At 73.3% G+C, this 13313-nt stretch carries 10 protein-coding genes; 6 read left to right on the forward strand and 4 right to left on the reverse strand.

Annotated elements, in window-relative coordinates:
• Window positions 1-47 precede the first annotated feature (47 nt).
• Window positions 48-1565 carry a M23 family metallopeptidase gene (locus OG289_RS31030; RefSeq protein ID WP_327317336.1) on the reverse strand — a complete coding sequence of 506 codons (1518 nt, stop codon included), beginning with the start codon at window positions 1563-1565 and terminating at the stop codon, window positions 48-50.
• 239 nt (window positions 1566-1804) lie between these two features.
• Window positions 1805-2749 carry a lipase family alpha/beta hydrolase gene (locus OG289_RS31035; protein WP_327317337.1) on the reverse strand — a complete coding sequence of 315 codons (945 nt, stop codon included), beginning with the start codon at window positions 2747-2749 and terminating at the stop codon, window positions 1805-1807.
• Window positions 2750-3262: 513 nt separating this feature from the next.
• Between OG289_RS31035 and OG289_RS31040 the strand changes: the two genes are divergently transcribed.
• Window positions 3263-3679, forward strand: a complete 417-nt coding sequence (locus OG289_RS31040; protein WP_327317338.1) for a cobalamin B12-binding domain-containing protein — start codon at window positions 3263-3265, stop codon at window positions 3677-3679.
• A 318-nt stretch (window positions 3680-3997) separates the two neighbouring features.
• On the opposite strand, the gene OG289_RS31045 is transcribed toward OG289_RS31040, so the two are convergent.
• Together OG289_RS31045 and OG289_RS31050 are read right to left on the reverse strand one after the other, a co-directional pair.
• Entirely contained in the window at window positions 3998-5614 is a 1617-nt protein-coding gene (locus OG289_RS31045; protein ID WP_327317339.1) for a DUF5691 domain-containing protein, read from the reverse strand.
• A gap of 71 nt (window positions 5615-5685) precedes the next feature.
• Complete coding sequence (locus tag OG289_RS31050) at window positions 5686-7050, reverse strand: SWIM zinc finger family protein (protein WP_327317340.1); 1365 nt, start codon at window positions 7048-7050, stop codon at window positions 5686-5688.
• Between the two features lie 167 nt (window positions 7051-7217).
• On the opposite strand from OG289_RS31050, the gene OG289_RS31055 reads away from it, so the two are divergent.
• The 5 genes from OG289_RS31055 (at window position 7218) to OG289_RS31075 (ending at window position 13267) form a co-directional block, all read left to right on the forward strand.
• Window positions 7218-8348, forward strand: coding sequence for an ATP-binding protein (locus OG289_RS31055; protein ID WP_327317341.1), 1131 nt, complete (start codon window positions 7218-7220; stop codon window positions 8346-8348).
• Window positions 8349-8451: 103 nt separating this feature from the next.
• Window positions 8452-10962, forward strand: coding sequence for a DUF5682 family protein (locus OG289_RS31060; RefSeq protein WP_327317342.1), 2511 nt, complete (start codon window positions 8452-8454; stop codon window positions 10960-10962).
• Entirely contained in the window at window positions 10959-11111 is a 153-nt protein-coding gene (locus OG289_RS31065; RefSeq protein WP_327317343.1) for a hypothetical protein, read from the forward strand. Before OG289_RS31060 ends, OG289_RS31065 begins: the two co-directional genes overlap by 4 nt.
• On the forward strand, window positions 11108-12271 hold the full coding sequence (locus tag OG289_RS31070; protein WP_327317344.1) for a VWA domain-containing protein: 1164 nt from the start codon (window positions 11108-11110) through the stop codon (window positions 12269-12271). The genes OG289_RS31065 and OG289_RS31070 overlap by 4 nt, the downstream gene beginning before the upstream one ends.
• A gap of 327 nt (window positions 12272-12598) precedes the next feature.
• Entirely contained in the window at window positions 12599-13267 is a 669-nt protein-coding gene (locus OG289_RS31075) for a hypothetical protein (protein WP_327317345.1), read from the forward strand.
• Window positions 13268-13313: the final 46 nt, after the last annotated feature.

Raw genomic sequence — 13313 nt, forward strand, 5'->3', positions numbered from 1 at the left:
CGCCTCGACGGCGGGGGCGCACAAGCGAGTTGACCGGGGCCGACGCCTTATGTCGGATTGAGCCCGTGGCTGCGCAGCCACGGCAGCGGGTCGATCGCGGAGCCGCCCGCGGGCCGGACCTCGAAGTGCAGGTGCGGGCCGGTGGAGTTGCCGGAGTTCCCGGAGTACGCGATCGGGTCGCCGGCCTTGACGGTCGTCCCGGAGGACGCGCGGTAGCTGGAGAGGTGGCAGTACCAGGTCTCCGTGCCGTCCTTCGCCGTCAGGATCAGCATGTTGCCGTAGGCGCTGTTCCACTGCGTCCGTACGGTGCCGTCGGTCGCCGCCATCACCGTCGTGCCGTACGAGACGGGGAAGTCGATGCCGGTGTGCTGGGACATCCAGTTGATGCCGGCCTGGCCGAAGTAGGCGCTGAGGCCGTGCTGTGCGACCGGAAGGGCGTACTTGGGGCGCAGCCGCTCCTTGCGGGCCGCCTCCGCCGCCGCCTTCTTCTTCTCGGCCTCCTGCTGTGCCTTGAGGTCGATACGTTCCTGCGTCCGGCTGGCCCGGTCGGCGAAGTCGTCGGCCCCGGCGCTGAGGGTCGCGAGCTGGGCGTCCAGCTTGTTGTTGGCGGCGGACGGTTTCACCGGCTGCGCGTCCGGGGCGGACGCCGTCGTGTCCTTGTCGTCGCCGCCGGTCAGCGTGCCGACCGAGGCCGCGGCGATGCCGGCGACCCCCATCACGCAGGCCGAGGGCACGGCGATGGTCAGCAGCGCGGAGCGCTTGGCGGGCATACGACGCCGGGAGCGGTTCGCGTTGCGGGTGGCCGCACGTCCGAGTGGGGCGGGGGCGGTCTCCTCCTGGTCGTCGAGCAGGGGGAGCGGGGCGCCGTCGGACAACTCGCCCTCGTCAGGGGCGGGTTCGTCGGACCCGAGGTGCTGGAAGGTGGCGGTGGCCTGCTGGTGGAAGGGGACCTCGGCCTGCTGCTCGTACTCGTCGGCGGCCTGAGTGCCCTCGCCGCCGTCGGAGTTCCACTGCGTGGCGTCGTACGCGCCGGTGTCGAAGGCCTGCGTGCCCCATTCCCACTGCTGGGTCCGGTCGGCCGGGCTTCCGGACTGGTCGGGCTGCAGCCAGGCGCTCGCGTCCCAGTGGCCGCTGGCATCGGGTGCCGTCGCCTGTTGCGGGATGCAGGCCGACGGCTGGTGGTGGCCGGTGGACCAGGCTGTCGCGTCGTACGCGCCGGAGTCGTAGGCGGCGTGGTGCTGGGCCGCGTACGCGTCGTAGTGCGGGATCTGGTGGCTGCCCGTGTCCAGCGACTGGTGGCCGCCGGTGTTCCACTGCGTGCTGTTGTACGCGCCGGTCGTGGTGCTCGTGGCGCCGCCCGGGAGGTCACCGAAGAGGGGGTCGGCCGCCGGGAAGTGCCCGGTGGAGTGGGCGCCGGTGTCGAAGGCGCCGGTTTCATGGCCGTGGTACGTGGTGAAGCCGTCGTACGGGGCTTCCTGGGTGCTGTACGACGCGTAGTGCGCCGAAGCGGCGTCGGAAGCCGGGGCCGGGGTGGTCATGATCCCCGACGGGTGACGGTCGTTCACCAACTTCTCTTTCGCCGACAACAGGGGCTGCCAGAGCAGTGCGGCGACTGTACCCGGCAGTACGCGGGCACGACAATCTTCTGCAGGTTTCGCCCTCGCAGGAAAGGGGCATTCGGCCGTGTTTCGGGGGACGGCGGGCGCGGGTTTGGCCCTACGTTCGATTGGTGTTCGATGTTGGAGGGCTGTCGGACGCTTGTCGGACGTCTGTCCAGGCGCGGGTCGGGCGCGGTCGGGCGCGGTCAGGCCACGGTGAGGCCGTCGGCGAGTGCTCCCGCGTGCGTCGCGTCGTGTGCCGCGTCGAGGGCCTGACGTATGCCGGTTGCGACGGCCGGGTGCACGGGCAGGGCGAGGTGGCCGATCCCGGTCACCCGGACGTTCTGTGCCAGCAGGTCGGGGTGGTCGACGCAGGCGGTCTCCAGCGGGTCCATCAGGTGGTCGAGGTCGCTCCAGAAGCTGACGAAGTGCGTACGGCAGCCCGGCGCGGGCCGGGACAGTTCCTCGATCACCTCCGAGCCGGGGCGCATCTGGCGCACGATCGGGTGCGCGTTCGCCAGCGGCGCCACCCGTGTGCCGGAGTGCGGGGTGCCCAGCGTGACCAGCGTCCGGACGCGGACGTCGCCACCCAGTCGCTGCACGTAATAACGGGCGATCAGACCCCCCAGGCTGTGCCCGACCACATCCACCTGCCGACTGCCGGTGCGCTCGCAGATCTCCTCTATGTGTCGGCCGAGCAGGTCGGCCGCCGTGCGGATGTCGCAGGTCAGCGGAGAGTAGTTGAGCGACTCCACCCGGTGCCTGCCGTGCTGGGCGAGGCTGCGGCGCAGCAGGACGAACACCGAACGGTTGTCGATGAACCCGTGCAGCAGGACCACGGGAGGCGGGGAGGCCTGGGTGGGCAGCTGGGCGGGGTCCTCGGCGCCGGCCGCCCGGGGGAGCGCGGGGCGTGCCGCGGCGCGGCGCTCCTGGGCGATGCCGGAGGGGTAGAGGAGCAGATGGCCCGCGAGGATCGCGAGGTCCAGCGCGGTCGCCTTGAGGAGGGTCACCGAGAGTCCGGCCAGTCTGCTCGGAAGGCTGGGGATGCTGGAGATGTTCGGGAGGCTCTGGATTCCCGGAAGGGTCGGCAAGCCCGGCAGCAGGCGCCGGTACAGCGGCAGGAAGGGCTGCAGTGCCCGTATGACCTTCATGGCCGACCTCCTGTCGGCACGCTGAGGACTTCTCTGTCCCCCGTGTGCCCTCGTGGAAGTCGCGGTCGAGGAGGTCGGTCGGGCACGAGCGGGAGGGGGCGGGTGCGGCTGTGGTGTGGGGTGCGCCGTACTGCGCACGGCTTGTGTGACACCCGTTACACCGATGACGTGACGAGAATCCCTGCCGTGTGGCGACGAGGCTCCCCGCTGTCGTGCCTTACCTGCCCTACCTGCCCATCGTGCCCTCTGATGCGCCGTACCGCCACGCCACGCGGCCCGTGGCACGGCGGTACGGCGACCTCGTCGCGGCTCCCGGTGCGACTGTTCCCCCGTGGCTCGGGGGAACAAGTGCGCGGTGAAAGTGTGTCCCTCCGTGTGATTTCCCCCTCGGTGCGCACCGTGAAACTGCCGGTTGCGGGATGCTGGCGATAACGTTCGTTCACTTCCCCGGTCGGTCTGGCACGGGGTGTCCGTGCCGTTGAGGATGGACGTAGTCGCTTCATGGAGGCAGTGATGGGTGTGGCAGCCGGTCCGATCCGCGTGGTGGTGGCCAAGCCGGGGCTCGACGGCCACGATCGCGGGGCCAAGGTGATCGCGCGGGCGCTGCGCGACGCCGGTATGGAGGTCATCTACACCGGGCTCCACCAGACGCCCGAGCAGATCGTGGACACCGCGATCCAGGAGGACGCCGACGCGATCGGTCTGTCCATCCTGTCCGGAGCCCACAACACGCTCTTCGCCGCGGTGATCGAGCTGCTGAAGGAGCGGGACGCCACGGACATCCTGGTCTTCGGCGGGGGGATCATTCCGGAGGCGGACATCGCGCCGTTGAAGGAGAAGGGGGTCGCGGAGATCTTCACTCCGGGGGCGACCACCGCGTCGATCGTGGACTGGGTCCGGGCGAACGTGCGGCAGCCTGCGGGGGCTTGAGCCGGTGGTTGTGCGGGTGGCCTGAGTGGCCGGCCTCTGGGGGCTCTGCCCCCAGACCCCCGTTCGGCCCTGAAGGGGCCTCGTCCTCAAACGCCGGACGGGCTGGATGATGCCGGCCGCTGCTGTCATGGCCTGCCCCAAGCCTTCATGCGCGCTCCACATGCCTTTATGGCGCCCACAAGCCTTTACGGGGCGCTCCACATGCCTTTATGGCGCGCCCACAAGCCTTTACGGGGCGCCCCCTAAGCCTTTGTGACGCGCCCCGTAAGCCCGCCCTTATGGCGCGCCCCCTAAGCCCTTGTGGCGCCCTCCAAGCCTTTACGCAGCCCCCAATTCCTGGGCCATCATCGCCCTCAATCTCAGCGTTCTTCCCAGTCGTTGGAATGCCTCCGCCCAGTAGCCGAGGGCGCCTGGGTAGGCGTCCTCCGGTTCGTCCGGGACGGCGAGGAGGGCGTCGAGGCGGGCTGCCTCCGAGGTGTCGAGGCAGCGTTCGGCCAGGCCCATCACGCCGCTGAAGCTCCAGGGGTAACTGCCCGCGTCCCGTGCGATGTTGAGGGCGTCGACCACGGCCCGGCCGAGCGGCGCGGCCCACGGTACGGCGCAGACGCCGAGCAGTTGGAACGCCTCCGACAGGCCGTGTGCCGCGATGAAACCGGCCACCCATTCGGCACGGTCGGCCACCGGAAGCGTGCTCAGCAGTTTCGCCCGCTCGGCGAGGGAGACCGCGCCCGGGCCGCCCGCACTGGGTGCCGACGGCACGCCGAGCAGCGCCCGCGACCAGTCGGCGTCCCGCTGTCGTACGGCGGCCCGGCACCATGCCGCGTGCAGCTCGTCGAGCCAGTCGTCGGCCACCGGCAGCGCCACGATCTCTTCCGGCGTACGGCCGCCCAGCCGTGCCGGCCAGGTGGCGAGCGGGGCCGCCTCCACCAGCTGGCCCAGCCACCAGGAGCGTTCGCCCCGGCCGGGCGGCGCCTTGGCCGACACGCCGTCGCGCTCCATGGCCGCGTCGCACTCGTGCGGCGCCTCCACGAAGAGCGTCGGCGTGTCCCCGGTGTGGTCGACGGCCACGCACGCGCCGGCCCGGACCGCCATCCGCGCGGCGAGTGCCGAGCCCGGCAGCGCCGACAGCAGCTCCGCGGCCGTCGCCCGCACGTTGCGGCTGCGGTCCGCCAGTGCCTGCTCCAGGAACGGCTCGTCCCGCGCGCCGAGGCCGGTGCGCAGTGAGTCGAGGAACATCAGGCGGTCCTCGGAGCGTTCCGTCGGCCAGGTGGCCGTCAGGAGTTCGCGGGCCGCGTCGGGGTCGCGGGAGCGGATCGACGCCAGGAGGGCGACCCGCTCCGCGAACAGGCCTTCCTGCCAGAGTTTTTCGGTGCGCCGGGTGTCCCCCGGGCCCGGCAGTGCCGTGCCGGCCCCCGGGGTCGCGCGCAGAGCGAACCGCCAGTCCGGGTTCAGCCGGGCCAGCCACAGGGCGCGCGGGCCGGCGAACTCCAGCGCCGCGGGCCGCAGGTCCGTACGTCCGCGTGCCGCGTCGAGCAGCGCGGGGAGGGACTCGGCGGGCGCGGCGAATCCGCGCGCGTTCGCCACCGTCAGCCACTGGGGGAGCAGTTCCATCAGGTCCGGCGCTGTGCCTCTGCGTCCTCCTCCGCCGCCGGCGCCGGGGCGGTCGGCCAGGAGCAGGGCGAGTCTGCGGGCCGCCGCGGTGGGCAGCGCCGGTCGGGGGTCCTCGGCGGCCGGCTCCAGGAGGGGCGCGGCCCGGCCCGGGCGCAGGCCGGCCCGTCGGCGTACGGTCTCCGCGGCCGCCGCGTCCAGCAGGGCGGTCGGCGCGTTCCGGCCGGGTGCGGCTCCCGGCGGCGTACGGCGGTCCGTGCCGAGGAGAGCCGCGGTGACCAGGTCCTCCCAGGCGGCGGGCGGGGGAAGGGGCGAGGTGGCGTTCATGAGACTCCCTTCTGTTGCCGTTGCCGTTGCCGTTGTCTTCGTTGCGGGCGTTGTCCGTTGCGGGGGTTTGTTCAGCACAGACGTACCGCCTCTCCCGGGCCCGTCGGCCAGGCCGTCAGCGGGGTGAAGCCGCGATGCCCGCACTCGCCGAAGACCCTGACGGGCGCGCCGCCCGAGAGGGCGACCAGACGCCACAGGCCGGGGCGGGAGAGCGCCGCGGGGGTGAGGGGCAGGGCCGTCTCGCCGTCGGCGTCCGCCAGTTGCCAGGAGTCGCCGTCGCGGGTGGGGACGACGGCGGCCAGGGTGGCCGGGACCGAGTCCTGCCAGGGGTCGTGGCGCAGGGTCTCGCCATAGCGGGCGGTCGCCTCGGTCGTCGTCATGCCCGGGGGCCGGGCGCCGGTGGGCGCGGGCGGGGCGAACTGCTGGCCGAGCGAGGCCCGTTGTTGTCCCGCGCCCGGGTGCGCGGACAGCTCGGCGTCCAGCACGAGGCCGACGGGCAGCGTGAGCTCCGGGGCGCGGCCCGCGGCGCCGTAGGAGAGGAGGAGCGCGCTGCGGCCCGAGGTGGTGCCGTACAGCCAGATACGGCGGGTCGTCAGTTTCGGGTCCGGCGTGTCGTACTGGGCGAGGACCAGCCACTGGTCGCGGACCGGTGGCCCCTCCGGTGCGGACGGCAGGCCCACACGGGTACGGACCGTGGCCGCCAGGGCGTCCGGCAGCCGCTCGCGGTGCAGCCAGCCCTGGTCGAGGAGGTGGAGCAGCGCGCACTCCTCCAGCAGCCGCATCGGCCAGCCGGGGCCGGATCCCGGGATCGATCCCAACTCCCGTGCGCGCGAGGCGAGTCCGGGCGCCTGGGCGTCGACCATGCGGGCCGCTGTCTCCTCCCACAGCCCGTACCCCGCCTGCTCGGCCGTGGCCAGGCCGGAACGCAGGAGGTCGGCGAGTCGCTCCTCCAGTTCGGTCGCTCCGGCGGTGATCCGCTCGGCGCGCCGTTCCGCACGGCGGCGCGCCCCCTCCGGGTCGGCGGGGCCGGACGCGGAACCCGCCGGGCCGGCCTCCCGTTTCTCCCGCGTACGCCTGCTCCCGGCGATCCACTGCTCGGCCCAGTCCGGCGCCCGCCCCGTCGGCACCGATCCCTCCCCGTCGGCCGACCAGAGCAACAACAGCCCGAGCGCGTGCTTGCACGGAAACTTGCGGCTCGGGCAACTGCACTTGTACGCCGGGCCGGAGGCCGCGGACGTGTTCGTGACGTCGACGACCGTGCGGTACGGAGTGCCGCCGCTGCCCGCGCACAGCCCCCACACCACCCCCTCCTCCGATCTGCCCGTACCGGACCACGGGCCGGCCACGCCGAGTTTGCTTCCCGCTTTGCGTGACGCGGAGTCAGGCGCCAGTGCCAGCACCTGGTCCGCGGTCCAGCGCACCCCCTGCTGAGTCATGCCATCGAAGGTAGAGCCCACCACTGACAATCGGTCCGCCGAGCGCCCGGCGGGGGCCCGGCGATTGCGGTCGTCAGGACGTTTTCGCAGGTCAGATCGCATTGTCAGTGGCGTGGTGCACGGTGGACACCAGATCCGAACCGGCCGAGCTGGAGGGGGCCTCAGCCATGTCTGTGTCCGTAGATCCAACGTCCGTGGAACCGAGTGGGACCGAGCCGGCGCAGGCATTGCGTCCGCACGCAGAGGACGCCTTCGCCGACGAACTCGCCGCGCTGGCCGCGCAGGACGACCGGCCGCGCCCGGCCCGCTGGAAGCTGTCGCCGTGGGCCGTCGCCACTTATCTCCTCGGCGGCGTCCTGCCGGACGGCACGGTGATCTCGCCGAAGTACGTGGGCCCGCGCCGCCTCGTCGAGGTCGCCGTCAGCACCCTCGCCACCGACCGTGCCCTGCTCCTGCTCGGAGTACCGGGCACCGCCAAGACCTGGGTGTCCGAGCACCTGGCCGCGGCGGTCAGCGGCGACTCGACGCTGCTGGTGCAGGGCACCGCGGGCACACCGGAGGAGGCGATCCGCTACGGCTGGAACTACGCGCAGCTGCTCGCGCACGGGCCGAGCCGGGACGCGCTGGTGCCCAGCCCCGTCATGCGGGCCATGGCGGAGGGGGCGACGGTACGGGTGGAGGAGCTGACGCGTATTCCGGCCGACGTGCAGGACACGCTGATCACCATTCTCTCCGAGAAGACGCTGCCGATACCGGAGTTGGGGCAGGAGGTCCAGGCCGTCCGCGGGTTCAACCTCATCGCCACGGCCAACGACCGCGACCGCGGGGTCAACGAGCTGTCCAGCGCCCTGCGCCGGCGCTTCAACACGGTGGTGCTGCCGCTGCCGGAGAGCGTCGAGGCCGAGGTCGACATCGTCGCGCGGCGCGTCGACCAGATCGGCCGCTCCCTCGATCTGCCGGCCGCACCCGACGGCATCGACGAGATCCGCCGCGTGGTGACCGTCTTCCGCGAACTGCGCGACGGCGTCACCTCCGACGGCCGTACGAAGGTGAAGTCGCCGAGCGGCACGCTGTCCACCGCCGAGGCCATCTCGGTCGTCACCGGCGGGCTCGCACTGGCCGCCCACTTCGGGGACGGCGTGCTGCGGTCGGGGGACGTCGCCGCGGGCATCCTCGGCGCGGTCGTTCGCGACCCGGCCGCCGACCGGGTCGTCTGGCAGGAGTACCTGGAGGCGGTCGTGCGTGAACGCGCAGGCTGGACGGACTTCTACCGCGCGTGCCGGGAGGTGAGCGCGTGAACGCGAGCGACCGGAACAAGGAGAGCCGGGCCTGGGACCGAGGAGCGGGGAGGGTGGCTGTGGACGACGACACGAGGTGGCCCCGCAGGCGTGGGGGGACGGGATGACGGGCGCCGAGGAGAGCGGTGGCCAGGGCGCGGGGGCAGGGCGGCCGCTGCTGCTCGGAGTGCGTCATCACGGGCCGGGGTCGGCGCGGGCGGTGCGGGCGGCGCTGGAGGCCGCCCGGCCCCTGACCGTGCTGGTCGAGGGGCCGCCCGAGGCCGACGCGCTGATCCCGCTGGCCGCCGACGAGGACATGCGACCGCCGGTCGCCCTGCTCGCCCACGCGGTCGACGAGCCCGGCCGGTCGGCCTTCTGGCCGCTCGCCGAGTTCTCCCCGGAGTGGGTCGCGCTCCGCTGGGCCCTGGAACACGGGGTCCCGGCCCGCTTCATCGACCTCCCGGCCTCGCACACGCTGGCGTGGGAGGGGGCGGCCACGGAAGAGGAGACGAAGGAGAAGGAGAAGGAGAAGGAGAAGGAGAAGGAGAAGGAGAAGGGGGGAAGGGCGGGGGCCGGGGGCCGTCATGGGGTGCGGGGGGATCCGTTGGGGGCGTTGGCCGCGGTGGGCGGGTACGACGACGCCGAGCGGTGGTGGGAGGACGTTGTCGAGCATCGGACCGCCGGGGCCGAGGATCCTTTCGCACCGTTCGCCGCGATCGAGGAGGCCATGGGGGCGCTGCGGGAGACGGACGACACCGACGCCGGGGGGCACGGGAACGACCGGGACCTCGTGCGGGAGGCGTACATGCGCGTCCAGGTGCGGGCGGCGCAACGGGAGTTCGGGGCGGACGGCGTGGCCGTGGTGTGCGGGGCGTGGCATGTGCCCGCGCTGCGCCGGAAGGTCGCTGTCGCCGCCGACCGGGCACTGCTCAAGGGGCTGCCCAAGGTCAAGACCGACCTGACCTGGGTGCCGTGGACCCACCGCAGGCTGGCCCGGGCCGGGGGGTACGGCGCGGGCATCGACTCGCCGGGCTGGTACGCGCATCTGTTCGGCGCGCCGGACCGGCCGGTCGAGCGCTGGCTGACGAAGGTGGCGTTCCTGCTGCGCGAGGAGGACCGGATCGTGTCCTCCGCGCACGTCATCGAGGCGGTCCGGCTGGCCGGGGCGCTCGCCGCGTTGCGCGGCCGGCCGCTGCCCGGTCTGAGCGAGACGACCGACGCCGTGCGCGCGGTGCTGTGCGAGGGCTCGGACGTCCCGCTGGCGCTGGTGCGCGACCGGCTGGTGGTCGGGGACGTGCTGGGCGAGGTGCCGGCCGGCGCGCCCGCGGTGCCGTTGCAGCGCGACCTCGACCGGGCGCAGCGTCGGCTGCGGCTCAAACCGGAGTCGGCGGAGCGGGAGTTGGCGCTCGATCTGCGCAAGGAGAACGACGCCGAGCGCAGCAGGCTGCTGCACCGGCTGCGGCTGCTGCTCGTCGAGTGGGGCGAGCCGGCCGTCTCGCGCGGCGGCACGGGCACGTTCCGGGAGACGTGGCGGCTGAGGTGGGAGCCGGAGCTGTCCGTGCGGGTCGCCGAGGCCGGGGTGTGGGGGACGACCGTGCTCGCCGCGGCCACCGCCAAGGCGGAGGCGGACGCCGTCGGCGCGCGGGGTCTCGCCGAGGTGACCGCGCTGGCCGAGTGTTGCCTCCTGGCCGGGCTGCCGGACGCGCTTCCGACGGTGATGCGGATCCTGGCCGACCGGGCGGCCCTCGACACGGACGTCGGCCACCTCGCGCAGGCCCTGCCCGCCCTCGTCCGCTCCCTCCGCTACGGCGACGTACGGGGCACCGACACCCGCGCACTGGCGGAGGTGGCGGCAGGCCTCGCCGAACGGGTCTTCGTCGGCCTCCCCCCGGCCTGCGCCTCGCTCGACGCGGACGCGGCGGACGAGATGCGGCGCCATGTGGACGCGGTGCACGGGGCGGTGGGGATGCTGGAGGAGGAGGCGCCGGAGGAGGCGGCGGCCCCGGGGCGGGATGACAGGGGTGACCCATCGGCGGACCGTGACCTGGGCGGTGGTGGACTGCGGGCGCGCTGGCGGGGTGTGCTGCGGGTGTTGGCCGGCCGGGACAGCGTGTCCGGTGTCGTGCGGGGGCGTGCCGCGCGACTTCTCCTGGACGAGGGGGAGTTGGATCCGGACGAGGCGGCGCGGCTGATGGGGCTCGCTCTGTCGCCGGGGACGCCGCCGTCGGACGCGGCCGCCTGGATCGAGGGCTTCGTCGGTGGCGGTTCCGGGGGCGGGCTGCTCCTGGTGCACGACGAACGGCTGTTCGGGCTGGTCGACGGGTGGCTCACGGCGGTGCCGGCGGACGCTTTCACGGACGTACTGCCACTGCTGCGGCGGACGTTCTCGGCGCACGAGCCCGGGGTACGACGCACGCTCGGCGAGCTGGTCCGGCGCGGGCCGGGGCAGCGCGGGAGTGCGGTGGCGGCCGGTTCCGGCATACCCGGCTTCGCGGCCGAACCGGACGCCGGACGCGCGGACGCCGTGCTGCCGGTCGTGCGGCTGCTGCTCGGGCTGGACCGACCGGGTGGCGCGGGCGGCCGGGAGGGAGTGGAAGAGGACGTGGACATCGACCTTGTGGGGGTGGCGGGATGACGAATGACCGACTGCAGGAATCGCGAGAGGGCGCCGACGTGATCGCCGCGGGCAGGAACACGAACCGGGGCGGGTTCAAGGACCGTCCGGCGGTTGCCGTCGCGGTGATGCCGCTCTGGGAGCGGCCTCGTACGGGGATGCGCCGATGACGACCGAGGCGATGGACCCGGAGCGGGAGCGGCTGCGGCGCTGGCGGCTGGTGCTCGGGGGTGACGCGGCGGACGGCACCGGACACGGGCTCTCCGGGCGGGACTCCGCGATGGACGGGGCGCTCACCGCGCTCTACGGACCGGGCGAGGGAGCGCGCGCGGGGCGGGACCGGGCGGCGGGGCTCGGGGCGTCGGCACCGGCCGTGGCCCGCTGGCTCGGGGACATCCGGACGTACTTCCCCTCCTCCGTCGTGCAGGTCATGCAGCGCGACGCCATCGACCGGCTCGGGCTGTCCGCGCTGCTGCTGGAGCCGGAGATGCTGGAGGCGGTGGAGGCCGACGTACACCTCGTCGGCACGCTGCTCTCCCTCAACAAGGCGATGCCCGAGACGACGAAGGAGACGGCACGGGCGGTCGTCCGCAAGGTCGTCGAGGACCTGGAGGCGCGGCTGGCCACCCGCACCCGGGCCGCCCTCACCGGCGCCCTCGACCGTGGCGCGCGGGTCAGCCGGCCGCGCCACCACGACATCGACTGGAACCGCACGATCGGCGCCAACCTCAAGCACTACCTGCCCGAGTACGGGACGGTCGTGCCCGAGCGGCTCGTCGGGTACGGGAGGGCGTCGCAGTCGGTCAAGAAGGAGGTGATCCTCTGCATCGACCAGTCGGGGTCGATGGCGGCGTCGGTGGTGTACGCGTCGGTGTTCGGGGCGGTGTTGGCTTCGATGCGGTCGATCAGCACCCGGCTCGTCGTCTTCGACACGGCGGTCGCGGACCTCACCGACCTGCTCGACGATCCGGTGGACGTCCTGTTCGGCACCCAGCTCGGCGGCGGTACGGACATCAACCGGGCGCTCGCGTACTGCCAGTCGCAGATCACCCGGCCCGCTGAGACGGTGGTGGTGCTCATCAGCGACCTGTACGAGGGAGGCATACGCGACGAGATGCTCAAGCGGGTCGCGGCGATGAAGGCGTCGGGCGTACAGGTCGTCGTGCTGCTCGCGCTGTCCGACGAGGGGGCGCCGGCCTACGACCGGGAGCACGCGGCGGCGCTCGCGGCGCTGGGCGCACCGGCGTTCGCCTGCACACCGGATCTGTTCCCCGAGGTCATGGCGGCGGCGATCGAGAAGCGTCCGCTGCCCGTGCCGGACACCGCCTGATACGACGGGGGGCTTGCGCGACCTCGGGACGCACGTGCAAGGATCGAGGGCACGTTGCCGCCGCACGGAGGACCTTCCCTCTTGACCTGGCCCACCGCTCTTCCCGTTGCCGCTCTGCGCGTCCTGCGCACGGCGGTTGGGCGGTGTGTGCTGCAACTCGCGTTGCTGGTGGCCGGGTTGTTCGCGCTCGGGTTCCTCTGCGGGGAACAGGCGCATGCGGCGGAAGGCGCGTCGACACCGACTGCCGTGACCGCCCGGGTCGGGAGCCCGACCTCGGCTGCGGCCTCAACTCCGGCTCATGCTTCGACTCCGGCTCCGGCTCCGGTTGTGGTTCCGGATTCGGATTCGGTTCCTGAGACGCGTATCGCCGACCCCGTCCGTCCCGTCGCCGACAAGGTCGCAGAACCCGTCGGTGAGGTCGTGGCGGCGGTGAGCGAGGAACTGGGCCGGGCCTCGGCACAGGTGCCGCCCGTCTCGTCGCTGCCGACGATTCCGTCACTGCCGGTCGTGTCGGACCTCCCCGCCCTCCCCGCCCTGCCGGGCGTCTCCGAGCTGCCGAGCCTTCCCGCCCTCCCGGGCCTTCCGTCGCTTCCGGCGCGGACGCTTCCGGCGCCGGTCACGCAGGGCTCCGTGGCGAGTCCGTCGCCGGACGCGCCCGCATCCGGTGACCAGCAGACGGCCGAGGGCACGGTGTCGTACGGGCCGGTGGGTTCCGTCACAACCGTCACCGGCGGTTCGAACGGCGTCGGTCATCGCGTCGCGCCCGCCCGCACCGGGCACGACCCCGCGCCCGTGCAGCACGGGCCCGCCGGTGACCGCAACGGCGTGCTGGGCGACGGGGCGGCGCTCGACGGCGGTGCTTCGCGGCACGGTGACGCGCATGCGGTCACGCCGTATCAGCGGGTTCCGCTGCGGCTGGTGCCCGGCAGTGCCGTGCGCTCCGACGCGGCCGAGACACGGGACAGGTACCGGGACATTCCGGTCTTCCCCGGCTAGGGACAGGCGGCCTTCCCCCGCCCCAGACCTGCCGCGCGGGGGTGGA

Origin of the sequence: Streptomyces sp. NBC_01235, from assembly GCF_035989285.1 — a bacterium.
Lineage (GTDB): Bacteria > Actinomycetota > Actinomycetes > Streptomycetales > Streptomycetaceae > Streptomyces.

Excerpts from the sequence above, each read along its gene's own strand:
- OG289_RS31035 (WP_327317337.1), bottom strand. The coding sequence starts at position 2,749 with ATGAAGGTCATACGGGCACTGCAGCCCTTCCTGCCGCTGTACCGGCGC.
- OG289_RS31040 (WP_327317338.1), top strand. The coding sequence starts at position 3,263 with ATGGGTGTGGCAGCCGGTCCGATCCGCGTGGTGGTGGCCAAGCCGGGG.
- OG289_RS31045 (WP_327317339.1), bottom strand. The coding sequence starts at position 5,614 with ATGAACGCCACCTCGCCCCTTCCCCCGCCCGCCGCCTGGGAGGACCTG.
- OG289_RS31050 (WP_327317340.1), bottom strand. The coding sequence starts at position 7,050 with ATGACTCAGCAGGGGGTGCGCTGGACCGCGGACCAGGTGCTGGCACTG.
- OG289_RS31055 (WP_327317341.1), top strand. The coding sequence starts at position 7,218 with ATGTCTGTGTCCGTAGATCCAACGTCCGTGGAACCGAGTGGGACCGAG.
- OG289_RS31060 (WP_327317342.1), top strand. The coding sequence starts at position 8,452 with ATGACGGGCGCCGAGGAGAGCGGTGGCCAGGGCGCGGGGGCAGGGCGG.
- OG289_RS31065 (WP_327317343.1), top strand. The coding sequence starts at position 10,959 with ATGACGAATGACCGACTGCAGGAATCGCGAGAGGGCGCCGACGTGATC.
- OG289_RS31070 (WP_327317344.1), top strand. The coding sequence starts at position 11,108 with ATGACGACCGAGGCGATGGACCCGGAGCGGGAGCGGCTGCGGCGCTGG.